Annotated in this window: 20 protein-coding genes; 9 read left to right on the top strand and 11 right to left on the bottom strand. The window is 72.5% G+C overall.

Annotated features, from left to right (window positions below; genetic code table 11):
- Positions 1-9: 9 nt before the first annotated feature.
- The 4 genes from OHS17_RS21825 to OHS17_RS21810 form a co-directional block, all read right to left on the bottom strand.
- Positions 10-2,118, bottom strand: coding sequence for an iron ABC transporter permease (locus OHS17_RS21825; protein WP_330313530.1), 2,109 nt, complete (start codon positions 2,116-2,118; stop codon positions 10-12).
- The gene (locus OHS17_RS21820; RefSeq protein ID WP_330313529.1) at positions 2,115-3,179 is read right to left on the bottom strand and encodes an iron-siderophore ABC transporter substrate-binding protein; all 1,065 of its coding nucleotides are present in this window, start codon (positions 3,177-3,179) and stop codon (positions 2,115-2,117) included. The genes OHS17_RS21825 and OHS17_RS21820 overlap by 4 nt, the downstream gene beginning before the upstream one ends.
- Before the next feature lie 76 nt (positions 3,180-3,255).
- A complete protein-coding gene (locus OHS17_RS21815; RefSeq protein ID WP_330313528.1) occupies positions 3,256-4,119 on the bottom strand; it encodes an ABC transporter ATP-binding protein in 864 nt (287 codons plus the stop codon).
- Between the two features lie 180 nt (positions 4,120-4,299).
- On the bottom strand, positions 4,300-5,184 hold the full coding sequence (locus OHS17_RS21810; RefSeq protein WP_330313527.1) for a helix-turn-helix domain-containing protein: 885 nt from the start codon (positions 5,182-5,184) through the stop codon (positions 4,300-4,302).
- Between the two features lie 300 nt (positions 5,185-5,484).
- On the opposite strand from OHS17_RS21810, the gene OHS17_RS21805 reads away from it, so the two are divergent.
- Entirely contained in the window at positions 5,485-6,018 is a 534-nt protein-coding gene (locus OHS17_RS21805; protein WP_330315320.1) for a DUF6542 domain-containing protein, read from the top strand.
- 24 nt (positions 6,019-6,042) lie between these two features.
- Here the strand turns inward: OHS17_RS21805 and ppgK are convergent, their stop codons facing one another.
- Together ppgK and OHS17_RS21795 are read right to left on the bottom strand one after the other, a co-directional pair.
- Entirely contained in the window at positions 6,043-6,789 is a 747-nt protein-coding gene (gene ppgK, locus OHS17_RS21800; RefSeq protein WP_164627007.1) for a polyphosphate--glucose phosphotransferase, read from the bottom strand.
- A gap of 61 nt (positions 6,790-6,850) precedes the next feature.
- A complete protein-coding gene (locus tag OHS17_RS21795) occupies positions 6,851-7,840 on the bottom strand; it encodes a 4-hydroxy-3-methylbut-2-enyl diphosphate reductase (protein ID WP_198956985.1) in 990 nt (329 codons plus the stop codon).
- A 74-nt stretch (positions 7,841-7,914) separates the two neighbouring features.
- Between OHS17_RS21795 and OHS17_RS21790 the strand changes: the two genes are divergently transcribed.
- From OHS17_RS21790 to OHS17_RS21775, 4 genes are all read left to right on the top strand, one after another.
- Positions 7,915-9,288 carry an APC family permease gene (locus OHS17_RS21790; protein WP_330313526.1) on the top strand — a complete coding sequence of 458 codons (1,374 nt, stop codon included), beginning with the start codon at positions 7,915-7,917 and terminating at the stop codon, positions 9,286-9,288.
- A 46-nt stretch (positions 9,289-9,334) separates the two neighbouring features.
- Positions 9,335-10,546, top strand: a complete 1,212-nt coding sequence (gene xseA / locus OHS17_RS21785) for an exodeoxyribonuclease VII large subunit (protein WP_330313525.1) — start codon at positions 9,335-9,337, stop codon at positions 10,544-10,546.
- 70 nt (positions 10,547-10,616) lie between these two features.
- Positions 10,617-10,853, top strand: a complete 237-nt coding sequence (locus OHS17_RS21780) for an exodeoxyribonuclease VII small subunit (RefSeq protein ID WP_018100910.1) — start codon at positions 10,617-10,619, stop codon at positions 10,851-10,853.
- 147 nt (positions 10,854-11,000) lie between these two features.
- Positions 11,001-11,591 carry a malonic semialdehyde reductase gene (locus OHS17_RS21775; protein ID WP_018100911.1) on the top strand — a complete coding sequence of 197 codons (591 nt, stop codon included), beginning with the start codon at positions 11,001-11,003 and terminating at the stop codon, positions 11,589-11,591.
- Positions 11,592-11,681: 90 nt separating this feature from the next.
- Here the strand turns inward: OHS17_RS21775 and OHS17_RS21770 are convergent, their stop codons facing one another.
- Entirely contained in the window at positions 11,682-12,200 is a 519-nt protein-coding gene (locus OHS17_RS21770; RefSeq protein WP_330313524.1) for a DUF4245 domain-containing protein, read from the bottom strand.
- Between the two features lie 143 nt (positions 12,201-12,343).
- Between OHS17_RS21770 and glpX the strand changes: the two genes are divergently transcribed.
- A complete protein-coding gene (gene glpX / locus OHS17_RS21765; protein ID WP_161209672.1) occupies positions 12,344-13,375 on the top strand; it encodes a class II fructose-bisphosphatase in 1,032 nt (343 codons plus the stop codon).
- 92 nt (positions 13,376-13,467) lie between these two features.
- Here glpX and OHS17_RS21760 read toward each other — a convergent pair whose 3' ends face one another.
- The gene (locus OHS17_RS21760; RefSeq protein WP_018100914.1) at positions 13,468-13,812 is read right to left on the bottom strand and encodes a WhiB family transcriptional regulator; all 345 of its coding nucleotides are present in this window, start codon (positions 13,810-13,812) and stop codon (positions 13,468-13,470) included.
- Between the two features lie 167 nt (positions 13,813-13,979).
- Positions 13,980-14,660, bottom strand: a complete 681-nt coding sequence (locus OHS17_RS21755; protein WP_330313523.1) for a DUF1707 SHOCT-like domain-containing protein — start codon at positions 14,658-14,660, stop codon at positions 13,980-13,982.
- A 179-nt stretch (positions 14,661-14,839) separates the two neighbouring features.
- Here OHS17_RS21755 and OHS17_RS21750 point away from each other — a divergent pair, with 179 nt between their 5' ends.
- Positions 14,840-16,507, top strand: coding sequence for a fumarate hydratase (locus OHS17_RS21750; protein WP_073862817.1), 1,668 nt, complete (start codon positions 14,840-14,842; stop codon positions 16,505-16,507).
- Between the two features lie 39 nt (positions 16,508-16,546).
- Here the strand turns inward: OHS17_RS21750 and OHS17_RS21745 are convergent, their stop codons facing one another.
- Complete coding sequence (locus OHS17_RS21745; RefSeq protein WP_330313522.1) at positions 16,547-17,563, bottom strand: LuxR C-terminal-related transcriptional regulator; 1,017 nt, start codon at positions 17,561-17,563, stop codon at positions 16,547-16,549.
- 146 nt (positions 17,564-17,709) lie between these two features.
- Between OHS17_RS21745 and OHS17_RS21740 the strand changes: the two genes are divergently transcribed.
- Both OHS17_RS21740 and OHS17_RS21735 read left to right on the top strand, forming a co-directional pair.
- A complete protein-coding gene (locus tag OHS17_RS21740) occupies positions 17,710-18,909 on the top strand; it encodes an MFS transporter (RefSeq protein WP_330315319.1) in 1,200 nt (399 codons plus the stop codon).
- Between the two features lie 436 nt (positions 18,910-19,345).
- Positions 19,346-20,647, top strand: a complete 1,302-nt coding sequence (locus tag OHS17_RS21735) for a M18 family aminopeptidase (protein WP_018100919.1) — start codon at positions 19,346-19,348, stop codon at positions 20,645-20,647.
- A gap of 60 nt (positions 20,648-20,707) precedes the next feature.
- Here the strand turns inward: OHS17_RS21735 and OHS17_RS21730 are convergent, their stop codons facing one another.
- On the bottom strand, positions 20,708-22,231 hold the full coding sequence (locus tag OHS17_RS21730; RefSeq protein ID WP_330313521.1) for a ricin-type beta-trefoil lectin domain protein: 1,524 nt from the start codon (positions 22,229-22,231) through the stop codon (positions 20,708-20,710).
- Between the last annotated feature and the right edge of the window lie 84 nt (positions 22,232-22,315).

Below are 22,315 nucleotides of genomic sequence, written 5' to 3'. Positions count from 1 at the left end.
CAGAGAAATTCACGCACGGGACTGCTTCAGCACCCACACGAAGTACGGCGCGCCCACCAGCGCGATCATCAGCCCGGCCGGTACCTGGGAGGGGGCCGCGACGGTGCGCCCGAGCGCGTCCGCCACGCACACCAGCACCCCGCCGAGCAGCATCGCGACCGGGATCGTCCGGGCCTGCCGGGCGCCCACCAGGGAACGGGCGAGGTGCGGGGCGACGAGCCCCACGAAGCCGACGACGCCGATGGCGATCACGCTGAGCGCGGCGAGCACGGCGGCGATCGCCAGGGCCGCGAAGCGGGTGCGCTCCACCCTGACGCCGACGATGCGCGGGGTGTCCTCGTCGACGGCGAGCAGGTCGAGCCGTTCGCGCACGGCCAGCAGTACGGGCAGGGCGAGGGCCAGGGCCACCGCGACCGGGACGGTGTCGGAGAACGTACGGCCGTAGGTCGTGCCGGAGAGCCAGGTGAAGATGCGGGGCGTGTTGTACGGGTCGGCGCGCAGCAGCAGGAACGTGGTCACCGCGCTGAGGCCGTACCCCACACCGATGCCGATCAGGACGAACCGGTCGGGCAGGAAGCCTCCGCGCCAGGCCAGCAGGGCGATCACCGCGAAGGTGGCGAGCCCGGCCGCGACGGCGACTGCGACGAGCACCGTCCGTCCGCCGCCGAGCCCCGAGGTGACGACGCCCGCGGCGCCGAGACCGGCGCCCGCCGTGATGCCGAGGATTCCGGGCTCAGCGAGCGGGTTGCGTACGGTGCCCTGCACCACGCATCCGGCGAGTCCGAGCGCCATGCCGGCGAGGATCGCGGCGGTGACCCGGGGCACCCTGTCGTCCAGGGCGGCCCCGATCAGGTCGGGGGCGGTGCCCTGGACCCAGAGGGCGATGTCCCCGGTCTTCAGCCAGAGGCTCCCCGCCAGGGTGCCGACGAGGGCGGCCACGGCCAGCAGGACCGCCGCGCCGGTCACCACGAGGAGGTACGCGCGCCGGGACCGGGCGGCGACCCGGGCCCGTGGCGGCTGCTGGATGCGGCCCGTGTCGCGCAGCCGCAGTGCGAGGACCACGATCACGACGGAGCCGAGCAGCGCGGTCGGCACCCCGGTGGGGATGGAGGCCGCTCCGTCCGCCCCCTGCACCGCGCGCAGGACGGCGTCCGCGAGCAGGATGAGCAGCGCGCCGAGCAGGCCGGCCGCGGGGATCAGGAGCAGGTGGCGGCGCAGTGCGCGGGCCCGTCCGGCGATCAGGCGGGCCAGGACGGGGGCGCCGAGGCCGACGAACGCCATCGGGCCCGCGAGGGTGACCGCGGTGCTGGTGAGGAGGACCGCGCAGACCACGGCGTACACCCGGGTGCTCCGGATCGGGACGCCGAGGGTGGCCGCGGTGTCGTCGCCGAGGTTCATCACGTCGAGGCGCCGGGAGAGGGCGAGGGCGGCGCAGAGCACCAGGACGACGAGGGGGATGGCGCGCAGCGACGCGTCGATGTCGAGCTGCGAGAGCGAGCCGCTGCCCCAGGCGTAGAGGCCGGTGGTGTTCTGCTTGAACAGGATGAGGAGCATCCCGGTCGCGGAGTCCAGGGCCATCGCCAGCGCCGATCCGGCGAGGATGAGGCGGGTGCCCGAGGTGCCCGCCGCCCGGCCCGCGAGGAGCAGCACGAGCGCCGCCGCGACCAGGCCGCCGGCGAAGGCGACGACGCCCGAGGCCCACAGCGGTACGGAGAGGCCGAAGGCGGCGACCAGCGAGACGGCGAAGTAGGACCCGGCCGAGACCGCGAGGGTGTCGGGCGAGGCCAGCGCGTTGTGCGTGACGGACTGGAGCAGGGTGCCGGCGCAGCCCAGGGCGAAGCCGACCGCGACGCCCGCGAAGAGGCGCGGCAGCCGGGAGCCGGTGAGGATCTCACCGACCGGGGCGCCGTCGGCGCTGTCCTTCTGTCCGGCGAGGTGGCGCACCAGGTCGCCGACGCCGACGCCCGAGGTGCCCTGGGTCAGGTGCCACAGGCCGACGAGGACGGTCGCGGCGAGGAGGACCGCCAGAACGGCCGCCCCGGCGGGAGCGCCGCCGCGTTCCTTGAGTGGACGCGGCGGCGCTCCCTCGGCGGGTGGCGCGGTGCGTACGGCGCTCACTTCTTGTCGAGTACGTCGACGTAGGCGTCGATCGCCTGCTCGTTGGAGCGGGGGCCGCCGGCGCCCCAGACCCGGGCCGGGAAGGCGTGGGCGCGGCCTTCCTTGACGGCCGGGAGCTTCTTCCAGATCGGGTTCTTCCGGAGCGCGGCGACGTAGCCGCCGGCGCCCTCGTCGTTGGCGTAGAAGAGGTTGGCGTCGCCCACCGCGACGAGGCCCTCGACGTCGGTCTGCGCGAGGCCGTAGGCGGGGTCGACGCCTCCGTCGCCGTGCTCCTTGTTGACGCTGCTGGTCCACGCGGGCTTCAGGCCGAGCTCCTTGCCCAGCTCGGTGAAGAGGGCGCCGTCGCTGTAGGGGCGGACGGTGAGGTTGTTGCCCTCCAGCCAGCCGTCGAAGAACACGAAGTCCTTCGTCGGCAGGTCGGCGTCGGTGACCTGCTGCTTGGCCTTCGCGAGGTGGGCGTCGAACTCCTTGAGCACCTGGTCGGCGCGCTCGGTGCGCCCGGTGGCCTCGCCGATCATGCTGAAGACCTGGCGCATGTTGCCGATCGGGTCCTTCGGGTTGGCGCCGCGCGTGGCGAGCACGGGCACACCCCGCTTCTCCAGCTTCTTGATCATCTCGTCCTTGGCGTCGAACGCCTCCACGACGATGAGATCGGGCTTGGCCGCGTACAGGGTGTCGAGGTCGGGCTCCTCGCGAGTGCCGATGTCGGTCACCCCGCCAGGCAGCTTCTCCGCGCTGACCCAGGTGCTGTAGCCCTTCGCGTCGGAGACGGCGGCGGGCGTGACGCACAGCGTCAGCGCGTCCTCGACCTGCTGCCACTCCAGGACCGCGATGCGCTTGGCGGGCTTGTCGAGCTTCACCTGGCGGCCGACGCCGTCCGTGAGGGAGACCGGCTTCGTCGACGTGGCCGTGGTGTCGTCGGCGCAGCTCTTGGACGCGGGGGCGGCCTTGGCGGTGCTCTTGGACGTGACGTCGTCGGCGTCGGTCGTGCCGCAGGCGGCGAGGGCGAACAGGGCGAGCCCGGTCGTGGCTGCGGCCGTCAGGCGGCTGGCGCGGTTCATGGAGGGTCCTCTTTCTCAAATTTTCGAAGGGTGCGTCGGAGCGCGGCACGGCTGCTCAGGAAGGGGGGCGGCCTCGTCAGGTGAGGTGGCGCCCGAGGGGGTCGATGCGCAGCCGGCCCGTACGCGGGTCGAGGGCGACGTCGACGCGGATGTCGTAGACCAGGCCGATGTTCTCGGAGGTGAGCACGTCGGCGGGGGCGCCCGCCGCGTGGATGCGGCCGGCGTGCATGAGGACCAGCGTGTCGGCGATCCGGGACGCCTGGTCGAGGTCGTGGAGCACGATGCCGACGGCGAGGCCGTGCCGTTCCACGAGGTCCCGGACCAGGTCGAGCGTCTCGAACTGGTAGCGCAGGTCCAGGTGGTTGGTCGGTTCGTCCAGCAGCACGACGCCGGTGTCCTGGGCGAGGCAGGCCGCGAGCCAGACGCGCTGCATCTCGCCGCCGGAGAGCTCCCCGACCTGCCGGTCCGCCATCTCCCGGACGCCGGTGACGCCCATGGCGCGGTCGACGGCGGCGCCGTCCTCGGGGGTGGGTCCGGCGAAGCCGCGCCGGTAGGGGTGGCGCCCGAACGCGACGACCTCCGCGACCGTCAGCCCCTGGGGTGCGGGCCGCGACTGGGAGAACAGGGTGACCTCGCGGGCGAAGCCGCGCGGGCTGAGCAGGGCCGCGTCGCGCTCGGCCGCCCCGCCGGGGGCGCCGAGGGTGACCTTGCCGCCGTCCACCGGGTGCAGCCGGGAGAGCGCGCGCAGCAGCGTGGACTTGCCGCTGCCGTTCGGCCCCACGAGGGCGGTCACGCGGCCGGGCTCCAGGGTGACCGAGACGCCGTGGACGACCGGCTCGCCGCCGTAGCGCAGCACCAGGTCGCGCCCGTGGAGCGCGGACGCCGGTGCGGCGGGGCCGTCCGGGAGTCTTCCGGCACGACGGAAGGGGCTTGTGAACATGAGGAGGTCCGGGTGGTCGGAGGGGCGCGGTGTGGGGCACCCCCCGCCCGGCCTTCACGGGCCGGGCCGCACGCTCTCCCGTACGCGGGCGGCACCGCATACGGGCGTACGCGGGCAGAGCCGCGCACGGCGAGCAACAACTAAGGGTTACCTAACTCGAAGAAGACTATATTCCGCTTGTCATGCAGACAATCCGGCGTTCTCGCCACCCGATACGGGATTCCGGACATCCCCGGAGGCCGTGAACGCCCCGGAGAAGGCGCCGGGCGTGGTGCCCATGACGCGCCGGAACGCGGCGATGAAGGAGCTGGGCTGCGCGTAGCCGAGGTGTTCGGAGACGGACATCACATCGAAGCCGTCGGACAGGAGCATCAGCGCCCGGTGCACCCGCAGCATCTGCCGCCACTGCGCGAAGGAGAGCCCGGTCGACTGCCGGAACGCGCGGGTGATCGTGCGGTCGCTGGTCCCCAGCTGCCGCGCCCACTCCTCCAGCGAGCGGCCGTCGGCGGGGTCGTCCAGCAGCGCTTCGGCGATCGCGTCGATCCGGGGGTCGCCGGGCAGCCGTAGCGCCAGCTCGTGCTCGGAGGGCTCGATCACGTCGAAGACGACGGCCTCCGCCCGCAGCCGGGCGTCCTCGGCGAGGTCCGTGCGCGACAGGTGGGTCAGCAGCGATACGAGCAGCGGGGTCATCGCGATCGCCTTCGGCTCCCCGAAGGCGAAGGGCGTGCGGTCGGGGGCGAAGAAGGCGCTGTGGAAGCGCGCGCCCTCCGTCGCCCGGCCCGCGTGCACCACCCCGGCGGGCATCCAGAGCCCGTGCCCCTCGAACACGGTGAAGACCCGGTCGCCCACCCGGGACGTCAGCGTCCCGCCGCGCACCCAGACGAGTTCGTGCAGCCGGTGCGCGTGCTGGGCCCACTCCGTGGGGGCGGGGACGATCCGGAACTCGGCGACGACGGCGCCGGAGTCCGCCGCCCGCTCGGGGAGCGCCCCGGCCCGGCGTACGACCGTGCCCGCCTCGCGGCGCCACAGCCCCGGGCTCACCTCACCACGGGACGACCGGACCATACGAGCGAGTTTAGGGCCTGTCGTTTGGGTCATGCCGGGCTCGCGGGCTGACCCGAACGACAGACCCTGAGCGGCGCCCCCGATCCGGTTCCCGTTGCGCCGTGTGGCATCGAACTCATCGCCAAGGTCGGCCAAAGCGCGTGTCCCGCACCTGATTCCGGCCTCCCTGCGACCTACGTTGTCCCGGTGGAGCAGCACAGGACACGTCCCCCGCAGCGCAGGCAGGCCCCGTTGTCCCCGCTCGGGGCGGCCAAGGGGGCCAGGAAGGCCGACGGCACGGGGGCCCTCGGTCACCGGGTGATGAGCGCGCCCGCCGGGCGGCCGGTCCCGCCCGCCGTGGGCGTTCTGCGCAGGCTGCCCAATCCCCGGCTCACCGGGATCGGCGCCGGGCTCTTCGCGGCCGCCGCGATGTTCCTGATCGGGTGCCTGGACTGGCTGCTGTTCGACGAGTCGCCGGTCGTGTTCGGCGTGCTGTTCCTGCCGGTCAGCGCACTCACCGCGCTCTGGGTGCGGCCGGCGGACCTGGTGACCGCGCCCATCAGCGTGCCCATCGCCTTCGCGCTCGGGATCGCCCCGATCGCCGGCGGCGGCGGGGGGCTCGGCGGCCGGACCATGGCCGTCGTCACCGCGCTCGCCGTGCACGCCGGCTGGCTGTACGGCGGCACCCTCGTCGCGGGCCTCATCACTTCCGTACGCAAGGTGCGGCTGATGCGGGCCCGGCAGCGGCGGCTGATGCAGGCCGCGCACACCGCCCGGCCGGCCGCCGCCACCGCCTCGCCGGCACCCGCGGGCCGCGCGGCGGGGCGGGCACCCCGCCGCCCCTCGCAGCGCTGAGCCCGCCCTCCCCGCACCGGGCCCTCAGTCCGAGGCGGCCGCCTTCGCGGCCATCGCCGCGCCCACGATCCCCGCGTTGTTCTGGAGCTCCGCCGGGACCATCTCCGCCCGTACGTGCTCGATCAGCGGCAGGAACTTGTCGGCCTTGCGGCTGATCCCGCCGCCGATGATGAACAGTTCGGGCGAGAACAGCATCTCCACGTGGGCCAGGTACTTCTGGACCCGGCGGGCCCAGTGGTGCCAGCCCAGGTCCTCGTCCTCCTTGGCCTTCGTGGAGGCGTGCTTCTCCGCGTCGTGGCCGTTGAGCTCCAGGTGGCCGAGCTCCGTGTTGGGGACGAGTTTGCCGTCGATGAAGAGCGCGCTGCCGATCCCCGTACCGAAGGTCAGCATGATCACGGTGCCCTTGCGGCCCCGGCCCGCGCCGAACGTCATCTCGGCGATGCCCGCCGCGTCCGCGTCGTTGAGCACGGTGACCGGGAGGCCCAGCTTCTCGCCGAGCAGGTGACGGGCGTCCTGGTCGATCCAGCCCTTGTCGACGTTGGCCGCGGTGCGGGTGAGGCCGTCCGTGACGACGCCCGGGAAGGTGACCCCCACCGGGCCCTTCCAGTCGAAGTGGCCGACGACCTCCGCCACGCACCCGGCGACGTCCTTGGGCGTCGCCGGGTGCGGTGTCAGTACTTTGTGGCGCTCCTGCGCCAGGTCTCCGCGGTCCAGGTCCACGGGAGCGCCCTTGATCCCGGATCCGCCGATGTCCACGCCGAAGATCTCCATGTGATCCACGGTACGGGCACCGGCGCGCGCCCACTCCCGGAACGGCTCCCGAAGATCGTGGCTACTCGCCCTTCAGGGCCGCCGCCTCCGCGCGCAGGTCGCGGCGCAGCTCCTTCGGCAGCGAGAAGACGATCGACTCCTCGGCGGCCTTCACGATCTCGACGTCCTCGAAACCCCGCTCGGCCAGCCACGCCAGCACGCCGTCGACCAGCACCTCGGGCACGGAGGCGCCGGAGGTGACGCCGACCGTGGAGACGCCGTCCAGCCACGCCTCGTCGATCTCGTCGGCACCGTCGACCAGGTGCGATGCACCCGCGCCCGCGCCGAGGGCGACCTCGACCAGGCGGACCGAGTTGGAGGAGTTCTTCGAGCCGACGACGATCACCAGGTCCGCGTCGGCGCCCATCTGCTTCACGGCGATCTGGCGGTTCTGCGTGGCATAGCAGATGTCGTCGCTGGGCGGCGAGATCAGCAGCGGGAACTTCTCCTTGAGCGCGCCGACCGTCTCCATCGTCTCGTCCACGGAGAGGGTGGTCTGGGAGAGCCAGACGACCTTCGACGGGTCGCGCACCTCGACGTTCTCGACGTCCTCGGGGCCGTCGACCAGGGTGATGTGCTCGGGGGCCTCGCCGGAGGTGCCGATGACCTCCTCGTGGCCCTCGTGGCCGATGAGGAGGATGTCGAAGTCGTCCTGCGCGAAGCGGACGGCCTCCTTGTGGACCTTGGTGACGAGCGGGCAGGTCGCGTCGATCGTGGCGAGCTTCCGCTCGGCCGCCTCCTGGTGCACGGTCGGGGCGACGCCGTGCGCGGAGAACATGACGATCGAGCCCTCGGGGACCTCCGCCGTCTCCTCGACGAAGATCGCGCCCTTCTTCTCCAGGGTCTGTACGACGTACTTGTTGTGGACGATCTCGTGGCGCACGTAGACCGGGGAGCCGTACTGCTCCAGGGCCTTCTCCACGGCGATCACGGCACGGTCCACGCCCGCGCAGTAGCCACGGGGAGCGGCGAGGAGGACGCGTCGGGGGGTCGTAGCAGTCATGCGTCCCATCGTAAGGCCGTACCGAACGGGCGCGGGGAGTGGCGGGTCGGGAGACTGGTGGGGACGCCGACTACGGAGGGCTCATGGCCGACAGCGGTACGGAATCCGGCAGCGACGGCTCCACGGAGCAGGCGCGCCTGCGGCGGACCCTCGGCTTCCGGGACCTGGTGGTCTACGGGCTGCTCTTCATCGCCCCGATGGCCCCCGTCGGCGTGTTCGGGACGCTGGACGCGAAGTCGGACGGTGCGGTCGCGCTGGTGTACGTCGCCGCGACCGTCGTGATGGCGTTCACCGCGTTCAGCTACGCGCAGATGGTGCGGGTCGCCCCGATGGCCGGGTCGGTGTTCGCGTACGCCCGCAAGGGGCTCGGCGAGGGGCCGGGGTTCATCGCCGGGTGGATGGCGATGCTGGACTACCTGCTGATCCCGGCCGTGGCGTACCTCTTCTCGGGGATCGCGATGAACTCGCTGGTCCCGGAGGTCTCGCGGTGGGTCTGGACTGCGCTCGCGGTGGTCCTGACGACGTTGCTCAACCTGTGGGGCGTGCGGGCCGCCGCCCGGGTCGGTTTCGCGGTGCTGGCGATGGAGATCGTGGTGCTGCTGGTGTTCGTGGTGTCCGCCGTGGTGGTGCTCGTACGGGACGGGGCGCAGCGCGGCTGGCTGTCGCCGCTCACCGGGGATTCCGGGTTCTCCATGACGGCGGTGCTGGGCGCGGTGTCCGTGGCGGTGCTCTCGTATCTCGGGTTCGACGCCATCGCCTCGTTCGCGGAGGAGGTGACGGGCGGCTCGGCTCAGGTGGCGCGGGCGGTGCTGTTCTGCCTGGTGCTCGCGGGGACGCTGTTCGTGGCGCAGGCGTATCTGGCGGCCCTGCTGGAGCCGATGACCTCGGCGGAGCTGACCGCCGATCCGGGGGCGCAGGGCTCGGCGTTCTACGACACGGTGGACGCCGCGGTGGGGACCTGGCTGCACGATCTGGTGGCCGTCAGCAAGGCGATCGGGGCGGCGTTCGCGGCACTGGCGGGGCAGGCGGCGGCGGGGCGGCTGCTGTTCGCGATGGCCCGGGAGCGGCGGCTGCCGGGGCTGCTGTCGAAGGTCGATCCGCGCTCGGGGGTGCCCCGGGTGGCGATCCTGATCGCGGCCGTCGTGACGCTGGTGGCGGCGGTGTGGGCGGCGCGGCGCGACGACGGGCTCGACCATCTGGTCTCGGTGGTGGACATCGGCGCGCTGACGGCGTTCGTGCTGCTGCACGCGTCGGTGGTCGGCTGGTTCGTGGTGCGGCGGAGGGAGGGCGAGCCGAGCTGGTGGCGCCATCTGGTGGTGCCGGTGGTGGGGGCCGGGGTGCTGATCGCGGTGATCGTGGAGGCGACGGGGAGCGCGCAGGTGGTGGGCGCCTGCTGGCTGGCCGTGGGTCTGGTGGTGGTCCTGGTGCAGCGGGGGCGGCGGGGCGTGGCCCCGTAAGGCGTGACGGGCCCTGTTGTCGGTCCCGGCCGTTACGCTCGCTCGCATGGCTCTGAACACTTCCCCGGAAGCGCCGCTGCCCGTCGGTGACGTGTCGCGGCTGATCGGCGGCTGGATCGACCGGCTCGGTGCGGTCTGGGTCGAGGGCCAGATCACGCAGCTGTCCCGGCGGCCCGGTGCCGGGGTGGTGTTCCTGACGCTGCGCGACCCGTCGCACGACATCTCGGTGAGCGTGACGTGCTTCCGGCAGGTCTTCGACCGGATCGCCGACGTCGTCTCGGAGGGCGCGCGGGTCGTCGTCCTCGCCAAGCCGGAGTGGTACGCGCCCCGGGGGCAGCTGTCGCTGCGGGCGACGGAGATACGGCCGGTGGGCATCGGTGAGCTGCTGGTGCGCCTCGAACAGCTGAAGAAGTCCCTGGCCTCCGAGGGTCTGTTCGCCCTGGACCGGAAGAAGCCGCTGCCCTTCCTGCCGCAGCTGATCGGCCTGGTCTGCGGCCGGGCCTCGGCCGCCGAGCGCGATGTCCTGGAGAACGCCCGCCGCCGGTGGCCCGCCGTCCGCTTCGAGGTCCGCAACACCGCCGTGCAGGGGGTGCACGCGGTGAACCAGGTGGTGCGGGCGGTCAAGGAGCTGGACGGCATCCCGGACGTGGACGTGATCGTCGTGGCGCGCGGCGGCGGCAGCGTCGAGGACCTGCTGCCGTTCTCGGACGAGGAGCTGATCCGTACGGTCGCGGCGTGCCGTACGCCGGTGGTCTCGGCGATCGGGCACGAGCCGGACTCCCCGCTGCTCGACCTCGTCGCGGACGTACGGGCCTCGACGCCCACGGACGCGGCGAAGAAGGTCGTGCCCGACGTGGGCGAGGAGCTGGACCGGGTGCGGCAGCTGCGGGACCGGGCCCTGCGGACGGTCCAGGGGCTGCTCGACCGGGAGGAGCGGGGCCTGGCCCACGCGCTGGGGCGGCCCTGCATGGAGCACCCGCAGCGGATGGTGGACGAGCGCGAGGCGGACGTCGACGCGCTGGCCGGGCGCGCCCGGCGGGTGCTGGGCCATCTGCTGGACCGGGCCGATTCGGAGCTGTCCCACACCAGGGCCCGGGTCCTCGCGCTCTCCCCCGCCGCGACCCTGGAGCGCGGTTACGCGGTGCTCCAGCGCGCCGACGGGCACGTGGTGCGGGAGCCCGCGGACGCGGGCGGGGCCGGGGAGCCGCTGCGGGCCCGGGTGTCGGGGGGCGAGTTCACGGTGCGGGTCGCGGAGTAGGGGCCCGGGCTCCCCGGGTGCAGGTATCGGCGCAGAGACCGGACACAGGACGACACATAGGGTGGAAGACATGACGGACGACGGGACGGCGGCCGCCGCAGCGACGAGCCCGCTGGGCTATGAGCAGGCGCGCGACGAGCTGATCGAGGTGGTGCGCCGCCTGGAGGCGGGCGGGACCTCGCTGGAGGACTCCCTCGCGCTCTGGGAGCGCGGCGAGGAGCTGGCGAAGGTGTGCCGGCACTGGCTGGAGGGCGCCCGTGCCCGGCTCGACGCCGCGCTCGCGGGCCCGGCGGAGGACGAGGCGTAGCGGCTTATTCCGCTTTCCGGCGTGAGTCTCCCCACCCCTGATTTAGTTGAACGTTAACGCACTTCCGCCGTACCGTGATCGTCGTGGCCGGTTCCCCCGTGTCCGTGGCCCGATCCCCCCGTGTACGTCCGGAAGGTAATACGCCCGATGTCCCTCGTTCTTGACCCCGCCGCCCAGGACCTCCTCTTCCGCGAGGCCCGCACCGCCAACACGTTCACCGACGAGCCGGTGACGGACGAGCAGGTCCAGGCCATCTACGACCTGGTCAAGTACGGCCCGACCGCCTTCAACCAGTCGCCGCTGCGCGTCGTGCTGGTGCGTTCCGAGGACGCCCGCGCGCGCCTCGTCCAGCACATGGCCGAGGGCAACCAGCCCAAGACCTCGACCGCGCCGCTGGTCGCGATCCTGGCCGCGGACAACGAGTTCCACGAGGAGCTGCCGGCCCTGCTGCCGCACTTCCCGCAGGCCAAGGACCTCTTCTTCTCCGAGCGCCCGGTCCGCGAGTCCGCCGCCTCGCTGAACGCCGCCCTGCAGGCCGCGTACTTCATCATCGGCGTCCGCGCCGCCGGCCTGGCCGCCGGCCCGATGACCGGCTACGACGCCGCGGGCATCGAGAAGGAGTTCCTGGACGGCGACCACAACGTTCTGATGGTCGTCAACATCGGCAAGCCGGGCGAGGACGCCTGGTTCCCGCGCTCGCCGCGCCTGGCGTTCGACGAGGTCGTCAAGACCGTCTGAGCCACCACCGTTTCCCGACGGCTGGACACGGGGAAGGCCCCGGAGCACTCGCTCCGGGGCCTTCCCCGTTTCACGTACGCCGTACGGCGGTCAGGACGTCTTGAGCGCCGCCGCCATCTCCGCCAGCCGCTCGGCCGGGGCCGAGCCGGTCACCACGGTCGTGGCGCCCTTCTCCTCGCGCACCAGCGCGTCGTACTTCGGGCCCTCCCAGCGCTGCCAGGTCTGACCGGCGACCTCCTGGGTGCGCCCGGTGTCCTTGGCCTCCTGGCTCACCTGGGCGATGTAGGAGTTCGCCGGGGCCGTGGACTGCTCCACCGCGACGTACTTGCCGTCCGGGTCGAGGAAGCCGAGGTGCCAGCTGTTGCCCTTGTCCCGTTCGTACGTGACCGAGGTGGGCTTCCAGCCCGCGGGCAGGCCGTCGGGGGCCGCCACCGGGTACGGCGCGGCGCGCCGCGCGGTCAGGAGCTCGACGCGGTAGTCGACCGCCTTGACCGGATCGGCCTTGTCGTCGTGCGGGATGAAGATGTAGACGACACCCGCCACGGCGGCGATCGCCAACAGCGACAGGATCATGTCCCGGACGGTCTGCTTGCCTTGCTTGCTTGCCACGCCCCCATGGTCGCATCAGCCTCCGTGCGGCCGAACCGGGGGCCACCCCGCTCAAACGTGACCCGGTCTGCTCATTTTATCGGCCTGGCGATAGAGTCAGATCACCCTCATCCGGTCGTCGCCGTACAGAAAGGTGCGCTCCGATGTCCGAGCATCATCTGCCGTCCCAGCTGGAGGTCTCCCCGGAGGCCCCCGACCGCAACCTCGCCCTCGAGCTGGTCCGGGTCACCGAGGCCGCCGCCATGGCCGCCGGGCGCTGGGTCGGCCGCGGGGACAAGATCGGGGCCGACGGCGCCGCCGTGAACGCCATGCGGACCCTGGTCTCCACCGTCTCCATGAACGGCGTCGTCGTCATCGGTGAGGGCGAGAAGGACGAGGCGCCCATGCTGTTCAACGGCGAGCACGTCGGCGACGGCACCGGGCCCGAGGTGGACATCGCCGTCGACCCGATCGACGGCACGACCCTCAACGCCAAGGGCATGCCGAACGCGATCGCCGTCCTGGCCGCCGCGGACCGGGGCGCGATGTTCGACCCGTCCGCCGTGTTCTACATGGACAAGCTGGTCACCGGCCCGGAGGCGGCCGACTTCGTGGACATCAACGCCCCGGTCTCGGCGAACATCCGCCGCGTCGCCCGGGCGAAGAACTCCACGCCCGAGGACGTCACCGTCGTCGTCCTGGACCGCCCGCGCCACGACGGCATCGTCAAGGAGATCCGGGAGACCGGCGCCCGCATCAAGTTCATCTCCGACGGCGACGTGGCCGGCTCGATCATGGCCGCCCGCGAGGGCACCGGCGTGGACCTGCTCATGGGCATCGGCGGCACGCCCGAGGGCATCATCTCGGCCTGCGCCATAAAGTGCCTCGGCGGTGTCATCCAGGGCAAGCTCTGGCCGAAGGACGAGGCCGAGCGGCGGCGCGCCCTGGACGCCGGGCACGACCTGGACCGCGTGCTGTCCACGGACGACCTGGTCAGCGGCGACAACGTGTTCTTCGTGGCGACCGGGATCACCGACGGCGAGCTGATGCGCGGGGTGCGCTACCGCTCGGAGACGGCGACCACGGAGTCCATCGTCATGCGGTCCAAGTCCGGCACCATCCGGACGATCAGCTCCACCCACCGGCTGTCGAAGCTGCGGGCGTACAGCGCCATCGACTTCGACCGCGCGAAGTAGCACCCGCGCACCCACCCGAAGAGGCGCCCCCCATGTGCGGTGGGGGCGCCTCTTCGTAGGTACGGGTACGGGAGCGCCGGCCGGCGGCCGGCTCAGCCCGCGGCCTTCAGCTCCACGTCCCGCCGCCTGCGCCGGGCCAGCGCCACACGGCGCTCGGCGGCCGTGAGGCCGCCCCACACCCCGTACGGCTCGGGCTGCATCAGGGCGTGCTCGCGGCACTCCACCATCACGGGACAGCGCGCGCAGACCCGCTTCGCGGAGTCCTCGCGCGAGAGGCGGGCGGCAGTCGGCTCCTTCGACGGGGCGAAGAACAGCCCGGCCTCGTCCCGGCGGCACACCGCCTCCGAATGCCAGGGGCCTGCCTGGTCCTCCCGAGCGGGGACCCGCTGCGGGGGGACGGCGGCGACCTGCAGGGGCTGATGCGGCAGTTGCAGCACGGTCCACTCCTGACGACGGCTTCGCGAGCGAGAGGCGATGCAGCAGTCCCTACCCGCTGTGCGCGCGCCTATGCACTGAGTGGTACTCAAGTCCGCTTCACGCAATTGCGGTCGAGTGCCCTTTCGGCCGGAAAGAATCCCCCGCCGACGCGCCCTGCCGGACGCCCTCAGCGGTCGAGATGCTTATCGAGGTGCTTGCGCAGCCGGTCCTGGAGATCCGCGATGAACTTGCCGCGTTTCGGCTTCGCCTCGACGCTGCCGAACACCGAATATCCATTGACAACGACCACGGGCGCCTCGGGGTCGGCGGATTCCAGCGTGCGGACTTCGAAACTGCCGAAAATGCCCGTCCCGCTGCCGCGCATCGAGATGTTCTCGGGGACCCGGATCTCGACGCTGCCGAAGACGGAGGTCGCGTTGATGACGGTGAGACGCTGTCCGAAAAGCGCCTCCGTCAGGTCGATTTCCACACTGCCGAACAGCGAGAACGCGTTCGTGCGGGCGCCCACCCGCCAGCGGCCCCTGCGGGTCGAGCTGCTGAAGATCGCCACCAGGTTGTCGGCGGGACCGGCGGCCGGCTCGGGGCCGTACCCGTAAGGCGTGCCGGCGGTGGCCCTGGGCGCGCCGCCCGGCGCGGGCAGGTCCCGTACGAGCGGTTCGAGTTCGCCGACGGTCTTGGCGCGGTAGACGGAGTCGACCCGATCCGCGTGCTCCTCGGGGGTCAGCCGGCCCTCGGCCAGCGCCTCGCGCAGGATGTCCGCGATCCGGTCGCGGTCCGCGTCGGAGGCACGGATGGCGTCGGTTTCCGCCGGTGCGGTGGGCTGCTGGGGCTGCTTCTCGAGGTCCACCGCCCCAGCGTACCGAAACGCGATAGATCGCGACAGAGGCGGGGCAGTACGGCGGGCCCGATGTCGCCCCGGCCGGTGAGCCCTACCTCACAAGCCCGCCGCTCCCGACGCGTCCTACCCTGGTGGGTGCGCTGTCCAAGGGTGGTCAGCCGCTGTCTGCCGAGTGAGGAATGGCCGTAATGCCAGAGTTTGCGTACTCCGATCTGCTCCCCCTGGGAGAGGACACCACGCCGTACCGTCTGGTCACCGCCGAGGGTGTGTCCACCTTCGAGGCCGACGGGCGTACGTTCCTCAAGGTCGAGCCGGAGGCGCTGCGCACCCTGGCCGCCGAGGCCATGCACGACATCTCGCACTACCTGCGGCCCGCGCACCTGGCGCAGCTGCGGCGGATCGTGGACGACCCGGAGGCCTCGTCCAACGACAAGTTCGTCGCGCTCGACCTGCTGAAGAACGCGAACATCGCGGCCGCGGGTGTCCTGCCGATGTGCCAGGACACCGGCACCGCGATCGTCATGGGCAAGCGCGGGCAGAACGTGCTGACCGAGGGTGGTGACGAGGAGGCCCTGTCGCGCGGCATCTTCGACGCGTACACCAAGCTCAACCTGCGCTACTCGCAGATGGCCCCGCTGAACATGTGGGAGGAGAAGAACACCGGCTCCAACCTCCCCGCGCAGATCGAGCTGTACGCCACCGACGGCGGCGCGTACAAGTTCCTCTTCATGGCCAAGGGCGGCGGCTCGGCCAACAAGTCGTTCCTCTTCCAGGAGACGAAGGCCGTCCTCAACGAGGCGTCCATGATGAAGTTCCTGGAGCAGAAGATCCGTTCGCTGGGCACCGCGGCCTGCCCGCCGTACCACCTGGCGATCGTCGTCGGCGGTACGTCCGCCGAGTTCGCGCTGAAGACCGCGAAGTACGCCTCCGCGCACTACCTGGACGAGCTGCCCGCCGAGGGCTCCCCCACCGGGCACGGCTTCCGCGACAAGGAGCTGGAGGAGAAGGTCTTCGAGCTGACGCAGAAGATCGGCATCGGCGCGCAGTTCGGCGGCAAGTACTTCTGCCACGACGTCCGCGTGGTGCGCCTGCCCCGGCACGGCGCCTCGCTGCCCGTCGCCATCGCCGTCTCCTGCTCGGCGGACCGCCAGGCCACCGCGAAGATCACCGCCGAGGGCGTCTTCCTGGAGCAGCTGGAGAAGGACCCGGCCCGCTTCCTGCCGGACACCACCGACGAGCACCTCGACACCGAGGGCGACGTCGTCCGCATCGACCTGAACCGGCCGATGGACGAGATCCTCGCGGAGCTGACCAAGTACCCGGTCAAGACCCGGCTCTCGCTGACCGGTCCGCTGGTCGTGGCGCGCGACATCGCGCACGCCAAGATCAAGGAGCGCCTGGACGCGGGCGAGGAGATGCCGCAGTACCTGAAGGACCACCCGGTGTACTACGCGGGTCCGGCGAAGACTCCCGAGGGGTACGCCTCCGGTTCCTTCGGCCCGACCACGGCCGGCCGCATGGACAGCTACGTCGCGCAGTTCCAGGCGGCGGGCGGCTCCAAGGTGATGCTGGCGAAGGGCAACCGCTCCCAGCAGGTCACCGACGCGTGCGGCGAGCACGGCGGCTTCTACCTCGGCTCGATCGGCGGCCCGGCGGCCCGGCTCGCGCAGGACTGCATCAAGAAGGTCGAGGTCGTCGAGTACGAGGAGCTGGGCATGGAGGCGGTCTGGCGGATCGAGGTGGAGGACTTCCCCGCGTTCGTCGTCGTGGACGACAAGGGCAACGACTTCTTCACCGAGCCCGCCCCGGCGCCCACGTTCACCAGCATCCCGGTGCGCGGCCCGGGCCTGGGCTGAGCGCCGCGCCGCCGGAGGGGCGCGCCCTTCCGGCGGCGGTCAGCCGTCGAGCAGCCCCGAGGTGGCGACGAGGTAGCCCAGCTGGGCGCGGCTGGTGCTGCCCAGCTGCTCGGAGACCTTGCGCATGTGCTCGGCGACGCTGCGCCTGCTCATCCCGATCCGGCGGGCTATCGCGGCGTCCGTCTCGCCGTTCACCACAGCTTGCAGGATGGCCCGTTGCAGGTCGGAGGTGACGACCGGGGTGCGCAGCGGCGCCCGTTCCGGCCGTACGGGCACGGCCCGCGCCCATGCCTCGTCGAAGTCGCGGGCCAGGAAGCGCACCAGCGCCGGGTGGCGTACGCACAGCGCCTCGTGCGGTGCGTCGGAGAACGGGACGAAGGCGAGGTCGAGGTCCACGACGATGACCCGATCCGTCACCTCGGCGAGCGTCCTGATCTCGGCCCCGGCCGCGCCGACCTGCTCGATGTAGGCGAGGGTGGCCCGGTCCGAGCGGACGGTGTGCTGGTAGACGGTCCGCTGGCGGATGCCGCGCCGCAGGTTCCCCAGGTCGCGGACGAGCGCCTCCCGGAGCGCCTCTTCGGGGCGGCCGCCGCCGGGCTGCGCGGTGCGGATCTCCTCGCGGCAGCCGGCCACCCCGGCCTCCAGAGCCCTGCTGATGACGGCTTCCCCGGAGAGCCGGGTGAGCGCGGGCTGTTCGAGCCGGTGCACATCGGCGTACAGGGTCTCGAAGGCGGCGAGGGTGGCGCGGGTGGCCCGCAGGGCGCGGCGCCGTTCGAGCACGGCCTCCTCCAGCGGCGCGAGTGCGGCGTAGGAGGCGGTCTCCGGCGGTACGGGGACCATCGAGCCGGGTGACGCGCGGTCCGGGACCATCAGGTGAAGGGCGGTCAGACAGCCGGCCACCTCCTCGCGGGGCAGGCTGCCCGCGACCAGCGCGCGCCGGTACGTGGCGAGGGCGCTCGCGCACGGCTGCTGCGGCGGGTCTTGCGGGCGGCCGGTGCCGTCCGGCGCCGATTCGCGGCAATCACACACCGGTGGGCGGGATTGATCGTCCTTCACAAGGGTGCAGATTACCTTTGTGCATACGGGGGAACGGGCCCCGGTTCCGGGCTCTGGCCCACGATGACAGGGTGCCCTCCAGCAGCCCCGCTCCCGTCGGCGAACCGCCCGCACCACCGCGCGATGAGCGCTTCTTCCGATTTCTGGTGGCCGGATACGCGGTCTCTTCGTACGGCACGTTCCTCAATATGGTGGCGCTCAACCTCTTCGTCTACGAGACGACGGGGCGGGCGCTCGCGATGGGGCTGTTCATGGCCCTGCGGCTGGGCGCGGGATTTCTCGCCGGGCTGATCGCGGGCGGGCTGCTCGCGCGCTGCACGGCGAAGAGCGTGATGCTCTGGACGAATGTCGCGCAGGGCGCCGTGATGGTCCCGCTGATCGTCGCGCCGGACGGCTGGCGCACGCCCGCGCTGTTCGCCGTCTCCCTGGTCGTCGGGGCCTGCGGGACGCTGTTCATGGTGGCCCTGCGCAGCTCCGTGCCGGAGATGGTGGGCGAGGAGCGGCGGTCCTGGGCGAACTCCCTGTCGGTGACCGGGCGTTCGCTGGCGATGGTGGCGGGCTTCGCCTCGGCGGGTGTGGTCGTGTCGCTGGTGGGGTACACCGCCGCGTTCGTGGTGGACCTGTGCACCTTCGCCGTCTGCGCGCTGACGGTGGCGCTGCTGCCGGTCGCGGGCGGCGGCCGGGGCAAGGCGGTTACGGAGGAGCCGGAGGGGGAACGGCCCCGGCGCCGGAAGCCCGTCGCGTTCGCCGCCCTGGCCGCGGTGCCCGGTCTCGGGCTGATGGTCGGGCTGCGCGGGGTGGACGCGCTCGGCTCCTCGTCGCACAACGCGGCGCTGCCCGTGCACTCCGCCGCGCTGGACGACGCGCACCCCGCGCTGTTCGTCAGCGCGTTCTGGTGCCTGTGGGCGGTCGGCAACATCGTGGCGCAGCAGGTGATCCAGCGGTACGGGCGCCGTACCGGCCGGTCCATGGGCGCGGCGGGCTTCGGCTACGGCACCTGTGTGATGTCGGCGGCGTTCATCCTGGCGTTCGCCGGGTTCCCGGCGGCGGCCACGGCCGTGATCGCGCTGGTGGCGGGCGCGGCGGACGGCCTGACCGAGGTCTCGTACACCTCGCACCTCCAGACCCTGCCGGCCGGGCCCCGGGCGCACGCCTTCGGGTTGTCCGCGACGGTGGAGAACCTGGGCTTCGGGGCCGGGATGATCGCCGTGGCGGCGGCCCTGGAGCACTTCAGCCCGCTCGCGGTCGTCGGCTGGTCGCACGGCGCGGCCCTCGCCATGGCGGTGGTGTTCCTGGTGCGTACGGCGGGAACACGACGGGCGCGGGCGGCCGCGCCGGCGCCGTGACGGGCGTGACGGCCGCAGCGGGCGGGACGGAACGGCGGCACCCGGCCGGATTCGGGCCCTTTACACGTACATCGGGAATCAGCCAATCTCGCGCTACCGCCGCGACGCCCGCGCCACGGCCCCGGCCGGATCCGCGGGGACCCGGCACGGACCGGAGCGGGGCCCCGGGCGCCCGTCCGGGGCCCCGCGGCGCCCCGCAGCGCACCGCCGCTTTCGCGCACCGGGCCGCCCGCCGGGCTTGCGGCGCACCACACGCATGCGGTGGGTTGTCCGGCGTTGCCGGAGAACTCCGCACCGCCGGGCGGCCGGCCCGGTGCCACCGACGGACGCGGGCCGCCCCCACGGGTCCGCCGCCGCCCTCGCCCCTGCCGACCCCGTCCGAATCCCGGGCGGCAGCGCCACCCTCACCGTCCCACTCCGGAAAGGCGGACACCGCATGACGCCGGTCCCCCACCGCAGCCATGCCGACGACCTGCTCACCTTCATCTCCGCCAGCCCCTCCCCGTACCACGCCGTGGCGAGTGCGGCCCAGCGGCTGGAGAAGGCGGGCTTCCGCGAACTGCGCGGAACCGATGACTGGACGGGCACCACGGGCGGCGCCTTCGTCGTCAACGGGGGCGCGCTGATCGCCTGGTACGTGCCCGAGTCGCTGCCCGCCCACGCCCCGTTCCGGATCATCGGCACGCACACCGACTCGCCGAACCTGCGGATCAAGCCGACGCCCGACACGAGTTCGGCGGGCTGGCGGCAGGTCGCGGTGGAGATCTACGGCGGGGTGCCGCTCAACACCTGGCTCGACCGCGATCTCGGCATCTCCGGGCGGCTCGCGCTGCGCGCACCGGGCGGCGGGACCGAGTCCCGGCTGGTGCAGATCGACGAGCCGCTGCTGAGGGTGCCGCAGCTGGCGATCCACCTGGACCGCACGGTCAACGACGGGCTCGCCCTGGACCGGCAGCGCCACATCGCCCCCATCTGGTCGCTCGGCGCGGCCGACGAGGGCGCGCTGCTGCGCCGGGTCGCGGCGGCGGCCGAGGCGGAGCCGGGCGAGGTGCTGGGCTGGGACCTGATGCTGCACGACGTGCAGCCGCCCGGCTATCTGGGCGCGGAGCGGGAGTTCCTGGTGTCGTCGCGGCTGGACAACCTGGTGTCGGTGCACGCCGGGGTGACCGCGCTGACCGCCGCGGCGACGGCCGCCGAGCCTCCGGCGTACATCCCGGTGCTCGCCGCCTTCGACCACGAGGAGGTCGGCAGCGGCTCGGACACGGGGGCGCAGAGCCCGATGCTGGAGCGGGTGCTGAGCCGTTCGGTGTCGGCCCGGGGCGGCAGCGGCGAGGACTGGTCGCGGGCGCTGGCCGGGGCGTACTGCGTGTCCGCCGACATGGCGCACGCGGTGCACCCGAACTACGCGGAGCGCCACGACCCGGGCCACCAGCCGCTGCCCAACTGCGGCCCGACGGTCAAGGTCAACGTCAACCAGCGGTACGCCACCGACTCGACCGGGATCGCGCTGTTCGCGTCGGCCTGCGAGCGGTCGGGCGCGCCGTGGCAGCCGTTCGTCTCGAACAACGCGATGCCGTGCGGCACGTCGATCGGCCCGCTCACGGCGGCCCGCCTCGGTGTGCCGACGGTCGACGTGGGGGTGCCGGGGCTCTCGATGCACTCGGCCCGTGAGCTGTGCGGGGCGCGGGACCCGGGTCATCTGGCGGCGATCCTGACGGCGTTCGTGACAGCGGGATAAGGGGGACGGGTACGGGGAAGGGCCACGCCGGTCCTTCCCCGTACCCGCGTCAGCGGCGGGTTACGCGAAGCGCTGCTTCGCGGTGCCGTCGCAGGGTTGCAGCCTCAGCGGGTCGTGGGCCCCCGCCAGGGTCGCGCACAGGCCCGTGGACGCGGCCGGGCGCAGGGTGCCCGACTGGCTCACGAAGCGCTGGTTGGCGGCGCCCGAGCAGTTGTAGAGGATGAGCGAGGCGCCTGCCTTGTAGTCGGCGCCGGGGACGTCGAGGCAGCGGTCGTGGCTCAGTTCGGTGCGCAGGGTCTGCGTGCCGGAGTCGTACCACCAGCCCTGGTTGCGTCCGCCGTGGCACTCCCAGCCGGTGACCCCGGTGTTGTTGCGGGTGGCGGAGGCGGGGGCGTCCAGGCAACTGGAGGTCGCCTCGCCGCGCAGCGGCTTGAAGACGTCGTCCCAGGCGACCGGCTGGAGGACGGGCTGCCCGGTGCTCGCCGGGTCGGCGCAGCTCGCCTCGCGCAGGCCGGAGTTGTAGATCTGCGTCAGGCAGGAGGCGAAGGCGCCGTGCCCGGCCGCGTTCGGGTGGAAGGACTGGCGCACCGAGTTGGAGTCCGGCGGGAAGTGCGACAGGTCGATGTAGAGGCCGCGCGCCCAGGTGGACTCGCTGCACACCTCGTGGCCGTGGAAGAGCCGCGAGTTGTCGAGGTAGACCGCGCCGGTGTCGGCCGCCGCCTTGCGCATGCCGCGCTCGAACGCGGGAACGGCGGTGTTGCGGCCCCAGGCGGCGTCGGAGTCGTATCCCGCGCAGCCGCCGGGAAGCTTCCCGGGGAAGTTCGGGTTGTCGTAGAAGTCCGGGCCGATGGGGCTCGGGTAGCCCATGACGACGAGCTTGTAGTCGCTGTCCGCGTAACCGGCGCCGGTCATCACGGTGCGCAGGTCGCGCACGGTCTTCTCGACCTTGGGGACCAGCCCGTCCACGCGGGCCTGCCAGCCGCCCTCGTACTTCGACCGGCACGGGCCCTGGATGAGGACCCAGCGCTCCACGCAGTCCGTCATGACGGGCCCGAACTGGAGGTCGTCGTTGGCGCCCGCGACCAGCACGATCATCTTGATGCGGGTGTTGCGCGCCTTGACCGCCAGGTTGTCGCTCTGCACCAGCTCGTCGGCGTACTGCTTGGAGCCGCCGATGACGATGTTTCCGGTGTACGCGCCGGAGCACGAGACGTTGTACGTGACGTCGGCCGGGATCCCCGTGCGGTGGATGGCGGAGTCGGGCGAGCGGTGGCACCAGTTGTCGGGGCCGTTGGTGCCCGCCTCGTACGTGCCGACGCCCTCGCCGGAGATCTCGCTGTCGCCGAGCGAGATGAGCCCCGTCTTGCGCTCGGCGAGCGGGCGCTCGGCCGGGTCGCCGTACAGCCGGGTGGCCTCCGCGGCGCGGATGGCCTCCAGTTCGGGCGACAGGGGGGTGGATGCGGTACTGGTGGTACCGGGCCGCGCGACGGCCGGTCCGGCGGCCGCGGTCATCCCGCCGAACGCCGCCGCGATGGCCGCGGCAGCCGCGACGGTACAGCGGAGTCTGTGCCTGGTGCGCCTCATTGCGCCTCCCCGGGTTGTGGTTACCCCCGGTATTTACTGGTCGGTAGGCGGCTTGGGAATACATCGAACAAGACAAGTGCTCAT

Source organism: Streptomyces sp. NBC_00523 (genome assembly GCF_036346615.1).
GTDB lineage: Bacteria > Actinomycetota > Actinomycetes > Streptomycetales > Streptomycetaceae > Streptomyces.
This window is presented reverse-complemented; position numbering and strand designations above follow the sequence as displayed.